Here is a 16,378-nt window from a genome sequence, read left to right as displayed (position 1 = left end):
CTTACTTACTCCCCCTTTGTTGTTCAGCTCGTTCAGAGTTTAAAGCGCCTATTTGTTCCACCACCTCGCTAAACTTATAGAGCAGATATTTATTAGCTTGATTGAAATATTTCAATTTGGCCGTATCTTCTCGGGATAGATTGCCGTCTTTGGCCAATGCGTTAAGCAAATTTCCACCACCAGCCAATTTATTCATTAAATCCACTATTTCATCACGAAACTTGATCTTGTGATGAAAATCACCTGGATAAACTTCAAGACATCGTTTGTTGCTATCCTGTATTAGTTGGAATTGACGTGAAATTTGGGAATACTTCAAAGCCAATGGATTAAAAAACAGCTTACCTTTTCTTTTTTCAGTTTTCTGCTCTTCATTACCAGTGGCACCTTTCGCCACAGGTGGCGCTTTTTGTAACTGGTGGCGTTTTTCGCCACTGCTTACTAAATTTTTATCACTCGCCGCTTTCCATTGTTTTAGCTGTTCCATAGGGTTATTTGGTTTCATTTCTTGCCGCCTTTCTAATTGTTGCTGCTTTCTTAATTTGCTCGATTGATGCTGCTAGTCCTTTATAGTGTCCTGTATGTAAATAATCTTCAGCGAAGGCTAAGAATTGTTTAATACGTTTACAGGCTTTCTCTAACTGGTCTGGTGTCGGTACGTATGGCTCTTTGAATGATTTGATTTTTTTAGTTCTCATTTTCTTCCCCTTTCGTGAAATAAAAATCTACTGTTGAGGATTGCTCCGCTTGCTCTAAATAATCATTAATCGCAGACAAGGCGGTTTGGATAATTTCTTCGCTTGTAAAAAAACCGTCTAAATCCATGTCCCCGCCATCGTTCCGAATTAATGCCAAAATTGCTTTCGCTTTACTGATAGAACTATGAAGTTTGCCAACCTGGGGCATTGGAATAGCGCAATGTGTAGGAATTTGATTAGCCATGTGCCACCTCCATTTCAGCAGATACAGAAAGGGTAGGAAGTACCGCTAAAGCGCGGTTGTTTTTGAGTGGGTTTTGGTTAATTTTGCCAACGAATAACAAGGTGTCGCCATCGGTAAAACGTGAGCGTGCTTGTTGTTCATTATCGGCAAGAAGTCTGATTTTGATTTGAGGTGCGCGAATAAGCGCGAAAATGAATTGATGCATTTGCGTAAGTTCCATATGTTTGTTTTCAGGAACTACCGCTAGACTTTCCACGGTCGGGCGGTAGAACGTAACAAGGTGGAAAACTGCCACATATGGAAGACAGCCAGTCAAAGACTGCTCATTACGCTCTACCATTGAGAGAATGCTCGGATTTAGATTGAAAACAAAATCCGCATATTCTTTAGGTGTGCGAATGTCACGAACAAAAAAAGCACGGTTAAAAGGCGTGCTATTGTTCGCCATATGTAAATAGTTCAGCTTTCCACGGCTGGCAATCACTTTTTCTGATTGCGTGTTCATGATGCCAAAATTAACTGTGGTTTGTAAAGCGACTTCAATCAAAAACAACTTGAAAAATATTTCATATTGATTAAAATATTTATGATTTAGATTCATGGTGATTATTTCCATATTTTTAAATGACCTTAACGTATTGATAAAAATTACCTTTGGAAGGTTTAAACGCCGCATTGGATGACCTTGCGGCGTTTTTCTTTCCTATTCAAAACGTGAATAGGCTCGTTTTTCTTCAACCGACAAAAGCACGCCCCCTTTAACTTTGTAAATTGCAATCACCTCTTTTAATTGTTTAGCATTTGCAACTTCATAACGGTAATATTGACCAGCTCCATCCGAGGTCTTTTCTGGTGTACGCTTTAATTTTTCGCTTAAATATTCTCGCTCTAGCTCACTTATATAATTACGTGCTGAAGTCATCCCCATTGCGTAACCATCAATTCCGCTAATACTGGAGAGAATTAAGCGGTGTAACACTTTTAAGAATTGTGTTGGTTTTCTTGCTTCGTTCATTTTCCACCACCTTAAGCGCGTGAGGCTTTTTGTTCTTCAATCCATGTATTCACTTCTTCTAAATCCCAACGGACAAAGTTTTGTGAAAAGCGGATCGGCTGTGGGAATTGTTTCGCATTGACTAGCAGATTTAATTTAGTGCGACCAAAGCCAACAATATCGGTAACTTCTTTGCCAGAAATGAGTTTTTTTGGTTTAGCTTGTGCTGTACTCATAATGATTAGCCTCTTAAATTTGTTAATATGCAGAATAATGTTTTATTCCGTTGAGTTGTTCGAACGAGAGGCATTAAAGCACTAGCAGGATATAGGGGAGATATAGAAGGGTTATAAAAAAATATCCCCCCTATATAGGGAGGATATAATAAAATCAATGGGTTATGGAAAATCTAATTTTTCTTTCTGTTGATAGGGCAAGCGATTTTTTCTATTTCTTCTGCGGTGGTTTTTGCCACGCAATAATCTCGTATAATGTAATCTCTTATTTGTAAGTTAGATTTTACATTTTCGGGATAATCCGCCCAGTATTTATTGCGAACTTCAATGGCAATCTTTAATAAATCATCATTGCGGTGTACGCCTAATAGAATAGGGCTGTTTTGCTCGCTTATCTGCTGCTTTAACTGCTTATTTTCTGCTTCTTTATCTAGTATCTCTGTTTTTAATTTGGCTATTTCTTGTTTTAAATTCGCTTGTTCTCTCCACGCATTTTCAGAAGGAAATAGTTTTATTAAATCATCATAACTGATTTTTATATCACTAAAATTAACTCTGAAAGTATGTTTTATATATAACCTTTCATCTTCATTATATTTTGGATATTCCATTCTAAAATTAAAAGAAGTGAAAATATCAGCTTCAAAAGGTGTTTGGACATTAAATTCATCTAATAATAAATAATTTGTATTTTTCACTCCGTCCTGTGGTAAAGACTTATTACAAAATAGATCTAATAACTCAGGATGTAAAATAATATATCCTTTATATTCTGTTATTGTTGCTTTATTGAAAGATAAGTATAAATCATCTCCATCAAGAGTTATTTCATTATTATGAACAATACTAAGAGAGGATGAGCAATCTTTTAAATGTAAACCGATTTTATCTTCGCACTCTATGGATCGTTCTTTAAAATAAATTTCAGAATCATCAGAAATAAAAAATCCTTCAGTATCATTCCGCCCTATCTTAATCAACTGATTATCTTTTATTTCAATATTCAATAAAAATCTAATCTTTCCTTCCATAGCATAGGAATACAATAGATTTTCTTTTATTGTTGAATTTGTTTTTTGATTAATAAAATCAACAGCTTGAGTTAAAGAGTAAAAATCTAGTGGTAACAATCCCATAAACGCCCCTTTCGCATTCGTCCTTATTGGTAGGAGCGCATCAACAAGATAAGGTTTCTTGCTTTCGGGGATCAGCCTAGATGCGCTTTATTTGGTTATTCAGCTAATGTAATAGATTCTATTTCCCATCGATTTCCTTTATATCTTTTTTGTAGAAATATCATAGATTTAGTTCTAGCGTCTCTTTCATCTAATGCTTCTATGGATATAATGTTGCTATCAATTTCATTCCCATTATTGTCTATTACAAAAAAACTTAGTAGATATTCCTTATTTTCCATATTATTCCCTGTTTTTTATATTTATAGTGATATTGCCTAATCGAGTTTCTTTTCCGTCATTTCCAATATGCGTTATTGTTCCGCTAATGAACGGTTTATTTTCCTCTTGTTTTTGTAAAATCCGTTGAATGATAGGGCGTTGTAATTCCTGTTCTGCCCAGCTGGATAATATTTCGTCTTGTTCTAGCGGTTTGGGTTTCTCTTTTATCTTGTATATTAGATAACAAAAGAAGGCGATAGCACCTATTAGAAAAGCCAGTAAAGGCCATTTTAATATTGGCCAAAAGATGAAAACTAACAAGCCAACAAAAAGCAATATGGCTAAAAATAACAAAAAATCTAAAGCAGAAAATACAAATGAACCAAATGCGGATAAAACGGATTTAATCATTCTTTCCCCCTTGTCGTTCTGTTTGTTTCTTGCTCTATTTTATCAAAGTTTAGATGCGTTAAGCTACGGATATTTCGGCACTAATTGCTTTGCAGTATAATTAAATGGCTATATTGGCGTGAGCCAATTTAGTAAAATGGTAGTGATGGATATATTGATATAAAAACCCCCACGTTGTGAGATGCGGGGGTTCATTTTTATGCTTTTTGCTCTATTCGACTTTTGGCCTTCTTCATATCTTCAAGATTTTTGTGTGCGATATGGTAAATTATTTCTAATACTTCCATATTAGGGCTGTTTGGTCGGCTGTCTATTTCTCGTTTTGCTTCATCACATTTACACCTTAAAGCATAAATAACTTCTTCTATTGGATAAGGTTCATCGTCATCATATAGACTAACAAATGTGAAAAGTTCGGTTGATTTTTATAGTGTTTTACCGCGGTTAATAGTAAGTTCTGTTTTGCTTCTTTACATCTCATATATCTAATCCATTAAATTGCTCTAGTGCCTGTTTGTGTTCATCTGAAAGCTCAAAAATTAAATCGCCATATTCAAGTTGATAAGTGCCGAAAGACATAAGAAACGCTATTGCTGGGTCTATTTTGTTTGCGGCTTTCTTCTTGTTCGGTTTAATATTGGCGTTCGCATCTGTTTCCATAACTACATTTGATAAAGCCCACGCAAGCACTGGATCGCCGTTGTGTTCTATCATCAGTCTGTTTATTAAAACTTCCGCACTTTTCGCCACCGGGCTAAATCGTTGGTATGTTTGCGGGAATGGCTCTACTTCAAGCCCAGCCGCTTGTAATTGTGTGCGTAGGTGAGTGGCGTTCCATACATCAAAGCCTGTCATTTTGATATTGAAACGTTCAGCATCTTTCAGAATATCATCTCTGATTTTGTCGTAGTCGATACAATCCCCTTCCGTTGCTATTAGCCACCCACTGCGCACCCAGTTTCGATACATTGCGCGGTTTTTATTTGCTACGTTATTAAGTTGAAATTCGGGGATATAATGCCGAGTAACTAACCGCACTTTCTTCCCTTGTGGAAAGGTATAGCAAAGGCTGGTTAAGTCATTGGTGCTAGATAAATCCAGCCCTAAATAGCAATCTTGGTGAAGTAAATCGCTTTCGGTGTACTGCCGTTCGCATTGCGTCCAGTTTCCTTCGCCTAGCCACGGGGTTGTGCCTTGGCACCATACATTAAATCGCTTGGTAAGCATTTCCACCCATTCGGAAGGAATTCCTCTCGCTTTTTTAATCGTGTTCTCAAAATCAAGGTAAGGAATGGATTTACCAATATTGGGATTGGCTTTTATCCAGTTCTCTTGTTTGTCGATTTCGTTTTCTTCGTCTAGTTCAAAAATCAATACGAACAAGCTGTCGTTTTGTTCGTTACCTTCAAGGATTTGAGCGCAATAATCATAATGCTGTTTACAGGCCGAAATCACGTTACTGCCAGCCGTTGTAATGGCAAAGAGCAAACCTTCTGGGCGTGCGCCTTGTCCTAGCTCTAACGCGCTATATACGCTGTTATCTGTGTGTAGGTGATATTCATCAACAATCGCTAAACTAGGGTTTGTGCCTTCAATGGTTGAAGATTTGGCGGCAAGCGGTCGCATGATACTGTTGTTCTTAGGGTTGATGAGTTTGTGCTGTTGAATATTGAGCCGTTTTTTCAGTAAAGGCGAAAGTAAGCACATTTGACGCGCATCATCAAAAACGATTCGGGCTTGGTCTCGGCTCACGGCTGCCGTGTATATATCTTGTTGGCCGCCTTCCATCACCAAAAACCAATTGGCTAAAACGGCTGCTACCGTTGATTTAGCGTTTTTTCTTGCCACTTGAACGTAAGCAGAGCGATATTTTCTTAATCCTGTATCTTTTCGTTTAAAGCCCAGAATGTTGGCAAAGAGGAAAACTTGCCAATCTGAAAGAATAATTGGCTCACCGCGTAAGTGTCCTTTAACGTGTGGGCATAGTTTCGAGAAAGCGATAAATTTTTCTACCGCACTTTGATCAAAGAAATAATCGGGGTTGTTTAAATCGTTAAAATAACGCGCTACGGCTTGTTTTATCTTCTTACAAGCCACTATTTCACCTGATTGAATTCTCTCTGCGTATGCGTGCCAGATTGCCATATTTAGCCTACATTGTGAGGATTTCATCAATCATATCGGTTGAATCAACTTCAACAGGATTTTTTCTACGGCTAACTGGATCAAAGCCTAACAATGAGGACATTTTCACCATCACTTTTTCTGCATCAGCTTTAGCTGACAGTGCGGGGTTTCTTGATTGCGTGCCTTGGCTATTTACTATTGAAAAGCCGTTTTTATGAATATCCTCAACTGCAGCACGGAAAAGAGAGTAATTAACACAATATAATTCAAGGTGAATTAAGTCCGCATCTTGAATATCACCACGTTCAAGAAGTTGTGGAATTCGTTCTTTCCATATTGCTTTAGCGATTGGATCTAAAAAACTAGGTGGATTATGCGTTTTTTTCTTGTTTTTTGTTGTCATTGTATTTCCTTATTTTCAAAAAAATTACCTTGCGTAAAAATTTGTATAGGGGGGCGGTTCCGAAGGGTTGCCACTTTCTTTTTGAAATTGCCCCCACCCGGTCAATCATTGTTCAGTTATGGTCATATCACCACTGTTCACTTTTTCGCACCAAATCCGCGTTGGTCTATCACTCGTGTTTTATAGCTGTGACAATCACGACATAAAGGCTGATGATTGCTTGCTACCCAAAACAACGGGTCGGATTGTCTGTTCTCTACCGGTTTAATATGGTCTATCACTGTTGCCGGAGTATATTTGCCTTGCTCTAAGCACATTACACAAAGGGGATGATGCTTTAAGTATTGCTCGCGGTATTTGCTCCACTTGTGGTCGTAACCGCGTGCGCTACTGCTTGGGCGGGTGTCCTTGGGTTTGTGCTCCTCGCATCTACCGGACTTTACTTTGTTTCTACATCCGGGATAGCTACAACGTCTTAATGGTTGGTATGGCATCGGTTACTAAATCCTTAGTAAGCGCATGGTTCTCTATACACTTCCCACAATGCGGAAATCGTCATAGGTGCCGGTTTAAGGTTGGCTAAGTCTGTGACGGCTTCTCGGTTCGTGTAGAGATAGGCGATATACATTAAGCAACCAATCTTAATCGCCGGGGTAAAAGGTATGGTCTTTTCCGTTTCTTCTTCCCCAAAGGTTTTGCCAATATGTTTTTGGCATACTTCCAATGCAGCCACCTTATAGGCTTCCAGTAACTCATCATCTAAATCATGATCAAGATTTAAGTGCGCTTTGATTTCATCAATCGTTAAATTAATTTCCGCCATTGCCGGTCAACTCCTTACAGATAAGCTGCAGTTCTTTGTGCGCTTCTTTACTATCAATAATGTTCATTATCTCTAGCGAACGGTTCCCATATTTCACGCGCATAGTGTTATCAACATTAGTTCCGTAACGTATGCGAATGCGCACCGTATTTTCATTTAATGGCACCGCACCGGAGAAGAACTCTCTACCTTGTAATGGTTCAACCGCCGCCCGGATATTGGCAACGGTTTTCCATTTACTCACAATACCGCCGTAGTCGTTCTGTTCGTTCACTTGCTTTTGTAGGCTAATCACCTTGTTATACTTTCCGGCCTTAATCATGATTGCCATCGCTTGCCCCCGGTTCTTGTTCATCACCGCGTTTTACTTCTACGGTTTGTTTCCATGCTTGGCTAAATTCTTCTCCACCAGCATAAGGCGGTAAGCCTTCACGTCGGCGCACTTCATTCGGACACATTACACTGGCTTTAATCGCCACATCGTAACTCTTGAAACGCTCGCTTTGACTTGTGCGCAATAAGTCGCTTGTATCAAATTCGATTAAGTAACGTTTCTTGCTGTTGCTACCTAAATCAATCATCAAGGCATCTTTTAGCTGCTGTTCAAAATTGGTTAGCCATGGGCGCAAGGTCTGCGATAAAAAGGCTCGACTGGCTTCACTAAAGTTTGAATAACTGCTATTGGAATAGTCTTGAAGGAAAATCGGGCTAATGTTGTAGATTCTGGCAATATCGGAAATTGTAAACGTACGGCTTGCTAACCATTCCGCATCTTGGTTTGTCATGCCTAACTGCTTATATTCCATTGAGCCTTCAAGGATTGGGGTTTTCCCTGCGTTCTTTGCGCCCTTGTAACGTTCAAGGGCTTTTACGGCTTTTTGTGCTTTTGCATCATCTAACCATTCTGCTGTTGAAATAAGCCCGCTTGCCATCAATCCGTTTTTCATAATGGCTGCACCATGGCGTTGCTGAGCTAAACCTAATCCCACCGTTTCACGACAAACTGTTATCGGAGAACGCCCCATAAATCCATCAACAGAACTATGGCGTAAATGTAAAATCTCATCTTGAAGATAGTTTTTTGTTACCCCGTTTAAGTCTGTGATTTGATAAATATATTCACCCGTTACTTTACGGAAGATATTTACCGCACTAGGTTGGTAAGGAGTGAGGCTTATTGGTTCGCCTTTGTTATTCCACTCAATCACGGCATAAGCATTACCATTTAGCAAACAATGGCGCATCATCGTATTTTTGAATTGATACGGTGTTTGGCTGCGGTTTGGCATTTCATTGAGAAGATATTCAACAGGATGACGATAGATTCTTTCTCGGCCATCTTCTTTTAGTGCGTATAGATAACAAGGCATTGATGCGACCGCCTCCGAAATGACGGTAACGGCATTCATCACGGCAGGTAACGATTCTGCAGTTTGTGGACTAACAAATTCGCCTGCGCCTGTATTGTTTACACCCATGTAAGATAAAAGCTCTTCGATTGTGGTTAGCTCGCTACGTTGCTCTTTTCGTCTAAAAGGATTCCACATATTAAGCCTCCATCACATCAAGCCACTGTTTCAAAAGTGCGGTAGAGTGTTTCTGTGTTTTTTCTTTGGCAGCGACCATCGAACGCTTAGCAATTTCTACGCTACTTTCAGGATAGGCGGGAATGCTTGTTACGGTAACTTCAAAGAGTTCGGCTTTTTGTACGGTTCGTTGGCAAGGCTCTACATCAAAATTCCATGTTTCTTCTTTAGCCCAAAAGCCGAAAGACATTCCGCTAATATCGCCGCGTTCAACACTTACCAACAAATCACGCCCTAAGGTGGTATCAGGTGGTGTTAATTCAAAACGCAAGCCGATTGAATCTTCTTCTAGTTTTAATGTTCCCGCACTAGTGCGACCGAGTAACTTGGTGTAGTCGTGTTCAAAGAGTGCGCGAACATCTTCGCCACTGGCTAAACTTTCACTGAATGCTTTAGGCGCAAAGGATTCTACAAAATCACAGTAAAGCACTTGTGAAGGGCTGTTCCATTTGACCGCATAACCAACGAGCTTTTGATTCTCTTCATCCGTTGAAATTGTTACAGAGCGGATTTCAAATTCTTTCTTCATTTTTCACCTATTAAGCAAAAAAGGGGCTTTCGCCCCTCTATGATTTATGCCGTTGTCTCAATCACTTTAATTGCGTTGGAATCTACCACGCCACCACCCAAATATTTATCGGTGTGGACTTTATAGAATCCTGGCTCGGTTAAGTTGTCTGGTCGAGTTCGTACGCCTGTTTCATGATCGACAATGAAGTAACCTCGTTTGAAATCACCAAAGGCAATAACTACTTGATTTGCACCACCTGTCGGCATTGTCTCTAAGAAGTAAACTGGACGGCCTAATAATGTAGCGGGCGCATCGGTTGTTAAACCATCGCGCCAAATGTAATCGCCATTTTTGTTTTTGAGTTTTTGTAATGCTGCTGCAATGGTTGATGACATCACCCATACGGCATTTTTGCGGTATTTACTGTGAAGGGTATAGAACGCATCGATTAAAGTGTCTGCCTCAATTTTTGCCGCACCCGCTACTTCAATTTTTTGAAGTTTGCCGAATGGGCGCACTTTATCGTTTTCAGTTGTGCGTTCGTAGGTCAATAAACCTTTTGATTTTTTGTTACCATCACCAGAGGTTAAATCTACTTCTTCTGTTTCAGTGAAGGTCTCTGTGATTTCATCAGTAAGCCAACCTAAAACATCAATGCTTGAGAAGTCCAAAATCTCTTGAGTGGTTTTCGGATAAGCATAGATTGAATTTAATGCAATGGTTACTTCATGCAGTTTCGGGCTTGCAGTGCCGTTGCGCGCTGTGCCTTCTGTGCCATGTTCAACGGTTGCACCGCCAGCAGATACTAATTTTTTGTATTCTTTCGCACCGATAGGTAAGCGAACGACATTACAAAGCTGGCGCATGACGCTATCGTCTGTTAAGCGTTTCATGACCTCTTTGTCTAATTGAGGAATGACTGAATAGCCGCCATCTTCACCGTTAGCCGTAGTTAAATTGCGAAGTTCACCGGTTTTAATGTAATGGCGCAATTCATCATTTGAAAATTGTTTCGTGCTGCGAGTTTCTAATGGGTTAGATTGCGCACCAAGATTACGTTCTTCATCTGCTACGGTCTCGTATTTATTGATTTCTTCACTCAATTGTTTCACTAAATCTTTCAATTTATCAAAATCTACTGATTCAGTTTCATCCAATGAACGATTTTCTTTTTCTGCTTTATCAAGCATTGCTCGCATTTCTGCGACTTTTTCTGCCTTTTGTTGGCGTAACTCAATTAATTTTTTAAGCATAACTTGTCCTTTATTTAGCCTTAATTAAGACGGCTTATAAAAAGCCCATAGAACAATATATATATACAAAAAATATAAAGTAAACACCTTAAAATTCAATAGTTTAGATGCGATTAGATACGTTGAGTAAAATATTTTATTTAGTGATTTTTTTAGGTGATTTTGGGTTTGAAAAGATAATTTAAGATAGGAATTTATCTATTTTTTATAGGTGAAGACTGGTGAAGACTTGGTGAAGACTTAAATAGATAGTCTTCACCCATATAACTATTTAATAAATAAGATTTTTTTCTTATTTTTTTAACAAAGGTGAAGAGGTGAAGACTATTTTATAAAAAAAATATTATTTTAAGTTAAGCAATGTTATTGTATTGTAAAATGAATAGAAAATTTGCAATGGTAAAGTGTTTTAGTAACAAGGTTAGTAACAAGATTTTTTATTGTTTTAAATAATCATTATAAATCAATGTGTTATAGTTGAGTTGGAGTCCAGCCAGTGCACCATCTATCAAAGCCAGTAGAAATTTACTGGCTTTTTCCTTTTCTAAAATTTACTTCAAAAAACAAACACTTACACGCAATTAACTCAATCCACCATCAAAATTTCAAGCCTCGAATATTGCCAACTTTTGGCTATTTTTGTATATTTCTCGCAGTTAATTACGTCAAAATTACGCCAAATTTATGTCTAATTCTGCCAATAAAATGCAAGATAGTTCTTCATAAGAAAAACTTAAAATTAATGGATATAGCAAGGTAAATTGTGTGATTTCGGCAGTTTGTATTTTATAGTTTAAAAAAAACCGCCCCAAGGGGCGGTAGTTGTGCTTATTGCCAGGTGTACCTGACTTTTAAATGATTGAGAGTACTAAAGGCTAAATGCTTATGATGTTGTAATTGCCCAACAATAATTCCTTCTGCAATTCCTATTTCTTCAGCAATAGATTTAATAATATTCTCTGTAAATTGATCTTGCGTTATTAGTCTTCCCCAGACGGATCTTGGAATTAATTGCTTTTGGGCAAACTCGTTAGCTTCATTTTCTTCTTCAACATTATTATTTGGACCATCAAATTCTAGGTAAATCCTTTTTTTTCCATGTAATAAAATGTGAGCAGCCTCATGGAAAAAGGTAAACCAAAGGTGATCATTCGTTTTATACCGTAAGCTAAGTTGTATTACTGCCTTATCGGAGGATAACCAACGTGTTGCACCACTAATTCCAGTGTTAGGAAAACATGGAACGAAAACAATAGCAACACCAACAGATGAACAAATTTCTTTGAGTTTTGGAATAAATATCTTCGGATCAGTTGTTCTTGTTAACGTTCTGATTTCACTGAGAGCTTGTTTAAATTCTTTTTCTGAATAGGGTTGACAGTGAATTTTATTAGCTTCAATTTCTCCAGCTCTTAACCACGCAGCACTGCTATAAGGGCAGTTTTTTGTTCTGTTATCTTGACGATATTGGACTTGTAGATTTCCCCACACAGTTTGGTAATCATCAGGTGAGCCGATAGCAAAAAAGCGAAGTAAACTATCAACTTTCTTAGTAATCTCATTATGTTTTTCAATAAAACCTAATTTTTGCAACATTGAATTAGGGAATTGCTTCGCCCATTCTGCATACCGCTCTAGTTTTTCTTTATCTGCGATGCGCGCTACAGCCTCTTGATATAGTGCCTCAAGATTTAACCAATAACGAGCAGGTTTGCCTAAAACTCGTTCAAGCAAAATTGCAGTTTCTGGAGTTATAGGAGCTTTACCGGCAATAATATGATTAATATGTTTTTTTGATATACCTGTTTTATCGCTCAAATCTTTTTGACTCATTTCTAAGCTGTCTAATTCAAATTCAAGTATTTCTCCAGGCAAAATTGCATAGTCAGGATAGAATTGATTTTCGCTCATCTTCATTGTTCTCTAATGTGTATCAGTAATAGATAATATCCGAATCGATGTTACTTTTGACCAATCTAACCCTCCAGCACCAAGAGTTGGTAATGGATTATGATTTACTTCAAATAATAATCTATAGGGTTGTTCAACATCCATACTCAACTCACCACTACGATTTCCTTTTAACTCATGGCAACGATATGGCTTACTATATGGTGGGTGGAAAGTCTGTAATGTGGGAGCTGCTCTTAATGAGTAGAGTAACATTTTTAATTTCTTTTCGCATATTTTTCCATATTCTTTTAGAATCTCAGTCTCTGAGTTTAGTTTTTTTTCTAACTTCCTAGAACCAAATATTACATTCATAAATAGTTTACCCATTAGGTTATCATCTTTTTTCAAAAAAATAAATTATTTTACAAAGTACAAAAATAATTTTACTACAATAACTCATTTCTCATACTTTAATCTGACCGAAAAATTCAGCTCTTAGCTTTAAAGAAAACCTCCATAAATGGAAAGTGTTGAGTATAGTTGAGTTAATTAGTTATAGATTTACTAGCTCAATATGTATAGTACGGATAAAACGACCGATAAACTTCGCGCTTTGGCAAATATCTTCTGATATATCTTGCGGATCGTAACACTCTTTGTTGTCAGAGTGTAGTCTATACCCTCCACCAACTAACTTTTGAATACGTTTGATAAACAACGCACCATCAATAGCAAAGGCATAGATACCATCACCACTATAAGCATTAACCTTTGTGTCTAAAAACACAATATCGCCTTTTCTTATGGTAGGCTCCATACTGTCAGTTGGTACATTCACAAGACAAATTCCGCCTGATGACTTTTTACCGACTAGTTGTGCCATTCCCTCGTCTGTTAAATATAGGCTTGAAATGATTTCAGGATAATCTGAATTCTCAAAGCCTGTTAATCCTGCTGCTCTCACATCGTAATAATCTATTCTGTGCTTATGCAATAAATCAGGCTCATTACTTATAAAACTCTTTTCTTTAGTGCTGACTTCGAAAAGATCATCACGGTCGCCAATACCTGAACTTAACCAAGCGCACTAATGCCAAGAGAGGTAGCAAGTTTTGCTATATGGATTGTATTACCGACACTCTCAATCTTCGCGATCGAGTTTTGACTAACTCTAATCAGGTTTTCTAGTTCCTTTTAGGTAAAATCAAGCTCAACTCGTCTCGCTTTTACGCACTAGCCTAGTGTTTTCATTCCAACTCCATAAGTTGTTGAAGACCTTACAGATTCTAAAATTAAAGTTTTAAACAATCAAACAACTTTTAATGTCTTTCAGCGACTAAACTTGAGAGATATAACTATATAATGTTACTTAAACTAATAATTAGATATTAACTATAAATACGAAAAACTGTAAAAAACAAATTTCACACTACGCCAAAATTACGCCAAAATCACATTACCAAAATGATTTATAAGAAAATATTAGTGCGAGCTAGTTGCACCATCTAACCCTTTCATAACCCCGCGAAACTAATCGCGGGGTTTTGTTTTATCTAGGTTTTATGACTGGTATAAGAGAATGATAAATAGTTCTTATATCAAAACGGCTAAAAACATTTCTATTTTTAGCCGCACTTTTTAATTTTCTTCTTTATTTTCTTTAAATAAGCCTGATGTGCCCTCAGAATAATCTCTAGGTTGTTCATTTTGAGATTTATCTGTTGCAGTAATTAGCTGTTGGGTGAATAAACCTTTGTGATCTTTTTCGCCAAGTAAATTATTGGAGGAGGTTGCGTAGTGGCGATAAAGTTTTTGATAATCGTTAATTAAGGTTTTGAATAATTCAGCACTTTCAGCAAAATATTTTTCGATTTGCGCTTTTTGTGTATCAAGTTGGGTTTTAACTGTTTTTAATTCGGCTTCTGTTTTAGCTTGATGTTTTACGGAGCCTTTGGTTAAACGCACAATAATGTAACCAATAAATAATCCAACAATAAAAGCGATACCAATTGTTAACCAAATTTCATTTGTCCAATTTTCCATAATATTCCCCTGTTTATTCGGCTTAAAAACTAGCAGGTTGCAATAATAACAATCTCAACTTTCCAACGAGGATCCGCTAATTTAGCTTCGACTGTCGCTCGACTTGGTGGGCTAACATGATCGACCCATTCATCCCAAGCTTGATTTAATTGAGCATAATCTTTCATGTCTGCCAAAAAAATTTGCGCGGTTAAAATATTGCTTTTATTGGATCCAATTTCTGCTAACAATTTATCAATTAAACCTAATACTTCTTTGGTTTGTTCGTAGGCATTTTGCTCGATGGTTAATTCTGGAACTTGACCTGCAAAATAGGCGAGGTTGTTATGAATTGAAACTTCACTTAAACGTGCACTGGGTAAAATGCGTTGAATTGTCATAGGGTTCTCCTTTAGGGTATTTTCTTCCATTCTAAATAGCGTTTAGCACTTTGTAAAATCCTCTTTACTAGGCTAGAATATCCGATAATTATTCTCAATTATTTAATCATTATGAAACTGCTTATCTCTAATCAACATGGCGCTATTGTTATGGCATTGGTGCCTTTTATTTACGGCATGTTACTTGCTAATCCAGTATGGGCGCACGTATTTTTATTATTAGGATGGTTTTCACTCTATTTGATGACTTATCCTTTTTTGAATTTATTTAAAGGTAAAAATCTTGAGTTATACAAAAAATGGTCTGTGATTTATTTTGCTGCCGCTGTGATTTTTGCGATTCCCGCGTTAATTTATAATTGGCAAGTGCTGTATTTTATGTTTGCCATGCTGCCATTTGTCGCGGTAAACATTTATTTCACCAAGAAAAAAGATGAGCGTAACCTATGGAATGACTTGGCGGGGATCTTAATTTTTGCTCTAGCTGGAATGGGAGCGTATTATTTTTCTGACCGCACTTTTGATGAAAAAATACTTTGGGTGGCGATTTATCCAACATTATTTTTTATTGGAACAACGCTTTATGTGAAATCAATGATGCGTGAGCGAAAAAATCCACGTTATTTTTGGGCGTCAGTGATTTTTCACTTATTATGTGTGCTGATTTTTGTGGTTTCGCAACAATTTATTTTAGCATTAGCTTTTGTTCCTGGATTAGTGCGAGCGGTTTATCTACCAACTAAAAAGCTTTCTGTTATGCAAGTTGGACTAACGGAATTTGCGATTACTGCTGTGTTTTTTATTTTACTTTTAATAGCAACCTTATAAATGAAACTGAAGTTATTTTTTCATATAGTATTACTTTCTTTTAGTTTGCCTGTTTGGGCAATGAAAACCGTTGATATTACAGCGAGTTCGAAAATGGATGATCAAGCAAGAATGAATTTGGCACAAGACTTTGCCAATAAACAGCAATGGATCTCGGTTTTCGATATTATGTATCCGATGGCGTTAGAAGGAAATATAACCGCTCAAAGCAATCTAGGTATGTTATATAACCTTGGGCGTGGCACGGTGAGAGACTACGAAAAGGCTTATTGGTGGTTTAGCGAAGCAGCAGAGAAGGGCAGCGTGAAAGGGCTAAATAACCTTGGCGTTATGTATCTACGAGGTGATTACGTCAAACAAAATACAGAGCAAGCCATTAAGCTTTTTGAGCGTACAGCTCGAGCTAAAGATACGGATGCGATGATGATGTTAAGTAATATTTATCGCTCACAAAACCAACCTGAAAAATCATTGGAATGGCTGAAGAAAGCCGCTGAATTAGGCAATAAGGAAGCAAAACAGCGTTTATCTAGTCAGCCATAATCTAAAAG

At 37.5% G+C, this 16,378-nt stretch carries 24 protein-coding genes; 2 read left to right on the top strand and 22 right to left on the bottom strand.

Annotated features, from left to right (window positions below; genetic code table 11):
• Window position 1 precedes the first annotated feature (1 nt).
• The 22 genes from KKW16_RS01310 to KKW16_RS01205 form a co-directional block, all read right to left on the bottom strand.
• Window positions 2-505: a hypothetical protein gene (locus KKW16_RS01310; RefSeq protein ID WP_048954002.1), complete on the bottom strand. Its 504-nt coding sequence runs from the start codon at window positions 503-505 to the stop codon at window positions 2-4.
• Window positions 492-698, bottom strand: coding sequence for a hypothetical protein (locus KKW16_RS01305; RefSeq protein ID WP_048954001.1), 207 nt, complete (start codon window positions 696-698; stop codon window positions 492-494). Before KKW16_RS01305 ends, KKW16_RS01310 begins: the two co-directional genes overlap by 14 nt.
• On the bottom strand, window positions 688-942 hold the full coding sequence (locus KKW16_RS01300) for a hypothetical protein (protein WP_048954000.1): 255 nt from the start codon (window positions 940-942) through the stop codon (window positions 688-690). The genes KKW16_RS01305 and KKW16_RS01300 overlap by 11 nt, the downstream gene beginning before the upstream one ends.
• Window positions 935-1,618, bottom strand: coding sequence for a host cell division inhibitor Icd-like protein (locus tag KKW16_RS01295; RefSeq protein WP_226385853.1), 684 nt, complete (start codon window positions 1,616-1,618; stop codon window positions 935-937). Before KKW16_RS01295 ends, KKW16_RS01300 begins: the two co-directional genes overlap by 8 nt.
• Before the next feature lie 27 nt (window positions 1,619-1,645).
• The gene (locus KKW16_RS01290) at window positions 1,646-1,957 is read right to left on the bottom strand and encodes a PM1773 family protein (RefSeq protein WP_048953998.1); all 312 of its coding nucleotides are present in this window, start codon (window positions 1,955-1,957) and stop codon (window positions 1,646-1,648) included.
• A gap of 11 nt (window positions 1,958-1,968) precedes the next feature.
• Entirely contained in the window at window positions 1,969-2,172 is a 204-nt protein-coding gene (locus tag KKW16_RS01285; protein WP_048953997.1) for a helix-turn-helix transcriptional regulator, read from the bottom strand.
• Window positions 2,173-2,345: 173 nt separating this feature from the next.
• Window positions 2,346-3,308, bottom strand: coding sequence for a hypothetical protein (locus tag KKW16_RS01280; RefSeq protein ID WP_048953996.1), 963 nt, complete (start codon window positions 3,306-3,308; stop codon window positions 2,346-2,348).
• Window positions 3,309-3,403: 95 nt separating this feature from the next.
• Window positions 3,404-3,589, bottom strand: a complete 186-nt coding sequence (locus tag KKW16_RS01275) for a hypothetical protein (RefSeq protein ID WP_048953995.1) — start codon at window positions 3,587-3,589, stop codon at window positions 3,404-3,406.
• Window position 3,590: 1 nt separating this feature from the next.
• Window positions 3,591-3,980, bottom strand: a complete 390-nt coding sequence (locus KKW16_RS01270) for a hypothetical protein (RefSeq protein ID WP_048953994.1) — start codon at window positions 3,978-3,980, stop codon at window positions 3,591-3,593.
• 477 nt (window positions 3,981-4,457) lie between these two features.
• Window positions 4,458-6,125: a terminase large subunit gene (locus KKW16_RS01265; protein ID WP_048953993.1), complete on the bottom strand. Its 1,668-nt coding sequence runs from the start codon at window positions 6,123-6,125 to the stop codon at window positions 4,458-4,460.
• A gap of 7 nt (window positions 6,126-6,132) precedes the next feature.
• On the bottom strand, window positions 6,133-6,510 hold the full coding sequence (locus KKW16_RS01260) for a phage terminase small subunit P27 family (RefSeq protein ID WP_048953992.1): 378 nt from the start codon (window positions 6,508-6,510) through the stop codon (window positions 6,133-6,135).
• Between the two features lie 137 nt (window positions 6,511-6,647).
• The gene (locus KKW16_RS01255; protein ID WP_080351583.1) at window positions 6,648-7,004 is read right to left on the bottom strand and encodes an HNH endonuclease signature motif containing protein; all 357 of its coding nucleotides are present in this window, start codon (window positions 7,002-7,004) and stop codon (window positions 6,648-6,650) included.
• Between the two features lie 14 nt (window positions 7,005-7,018).
• On the bottom strand, window positions 7,019-7,333 hold the full coding sequence (locus tag KKW16_RS01250; RefSeq protein WP_048953991.1) for a head-tail connector protein: 315 nt from the start codon (window positions 7,331-7,333) through the stop codon (window positions 7,019-7,021).
• Window positions 7,320-7,664 carry a phage head closure protein gene (locus KKW16_RS01245; protein ID WP_041175043.1) on the bottom strand — a complete coding sequence of 115 codons (345 nt, stop codon included), beginning with the start codon at window positions 7,662-7,664 and terminating at the stop codon, window positions 7,320-7,322. The genes KKW16_RS01250 and KKW16_RS01245 overlap by 14 nt, the downstream gene beginning before the upstream one ends.
• Window positions 7,648-8,880, bottom strand: a complete 1,233-nt coding sequence (locus tag KKW16_RS01240) for a phage portal protein (protein ID WP_215767819.1) — start codon at window positions 8,878-8,880, stop codon at window positions 7,648-7,650. The genes KKW16_RS01245 and KKW16_RS01240 overlap by 17 nt, the downstream gene beginning before the upstream one ends.
• Before the next feature lies 1 nt (window position 8,881).
• Window positions 8,882-9,448: an HK97 family phage prohead protease gene (locus KKW16_RS01235; protein WP_048953989.1), complete on the bottom strand. Its 567-nt coding sequence runs from the start codon at window positions 9,446-9,448 to the stop codon at window positions 8,882-8,884.
• Between the two features lie 44 nt (window positions 9,449-9,492).
• Window positions 9,493-10,683 carry a phage major capsid protein gene (locus KKW16_RS01230; protein WP_048953988.1) on the bottom strand — a complete coding sequence of 397 codons (1,191 nt, stop codon included), beginning with the start codon at window positions 10,681-10,683 and terminating at the stop codon, window positions 9,493-9,495.
• A gap of 828 nt (window positions 10,684-11,511) precedes the next feature.
• The gene (locus tag KKW16_RS01225; protein ID WP_048953987.1) at window positions 11,512-12,594 is read right to left on the bottom strand and encodes a HigA family addiction module antitoxin; all 1,083 of its coding nucleotides are present in this window, start codon (window positions 12,592-12,594) and stop codon (window positions 11,512-11,514) included.
• A gap of 12 nt (window positions 12,595-12,606) precedes the next feature.
• Window positions 12,607-12,963: a type II toxin-antitoxin system RelE/ParE family toxin gene (locus tag KKW16_RS01220; protein WP_252347857.1), complete on the bottom strand. Its 357-nt coding sequence runs from the start codon at window positions 12,961-12,963 to the stop codon at window positions 12,607-12,609.
• A 166-nt stretch (window positions 12,964-13,129) separates the two neighbouring features.
• Window positions 13,130-13,570: a S24 family peptidase gene (locus KKW16_RS01215; protein WP_239660849.1), complete on the bottom strand. Its 441-nt coding sequence runs from the start codon at window positions 13,568-13,570 to the stop codon at window positions 13,130-13,132.
• A 644-nt stretch (window positions 13,571-14,214) separates the two neighbouring features.
• A complete protein-coding gene (locus tag KKW16_RS01210; protein WP_215767818.1) occupies window positions 14,215-14,619 on the bottom strand; it encodes a Z-ring associated ZapG family protein in 405 nt (134 codons plus the stop codon).
• A gap of 29 nt (window positions 14,620-14,648) precedes the next feature.
• A complete protein-coding gene (locus KKW16_RS01205; RefSeq protein ID WP_012055475.1) occupies window positions 14,649-14,999 on the bottom strand; it encodes a RidA family protein in 351 nt (116 codons plus the stop codon).
• A 111-nt stretch (window positions 15,000-15,110) separates the two neighbouring features.
• Between KKW16_RS01205 and KKW16_RS01200 the strand changes: the two genes are divergently transcribed.
• Together KKW16_RS01200 and KKW16_RS01195 are read left to right on the top strand one after the other, a co-directional pair.
• Window positions 15,111-15,827, top strand: a complete 717-nt coding sequence (locus KKW16_RS01200) for a YwiC-like family protein (protein WP_215767817.1) — start codon at window positions 15,111-15,113, stop codon at window positions 15,825-15,827.
• Window positions 15,828-16,370, top strand: a complete 543-nt coding sequence (locus tag KKW16_RS01195) for a tetratricopeptide repeat protein (protein WP_215767816.1) — start codon at window positions 15,828-15,830, stop codon at window positions 16,368-16,370. It begins immediately after the preceding gene.
• The last annotated feature ends 8 nt before the right edge of the window (window positions 16,371-16,378 follow it).

Source organism: Haemophilus sp. SZY H8 (assembly GCF_018829755.1).
In the GTDB taxonomy this organism is placed as follows: Bacteria; Pseudomonadota; Gammaproteobacteria; order Enterobacterales; family Pasteurellaceae; genus Haemophilus; species Haemophilus haemolyticus_K.
This window is presented reverse-complemented; position numbering and strand designations above follow the sequence as displayed.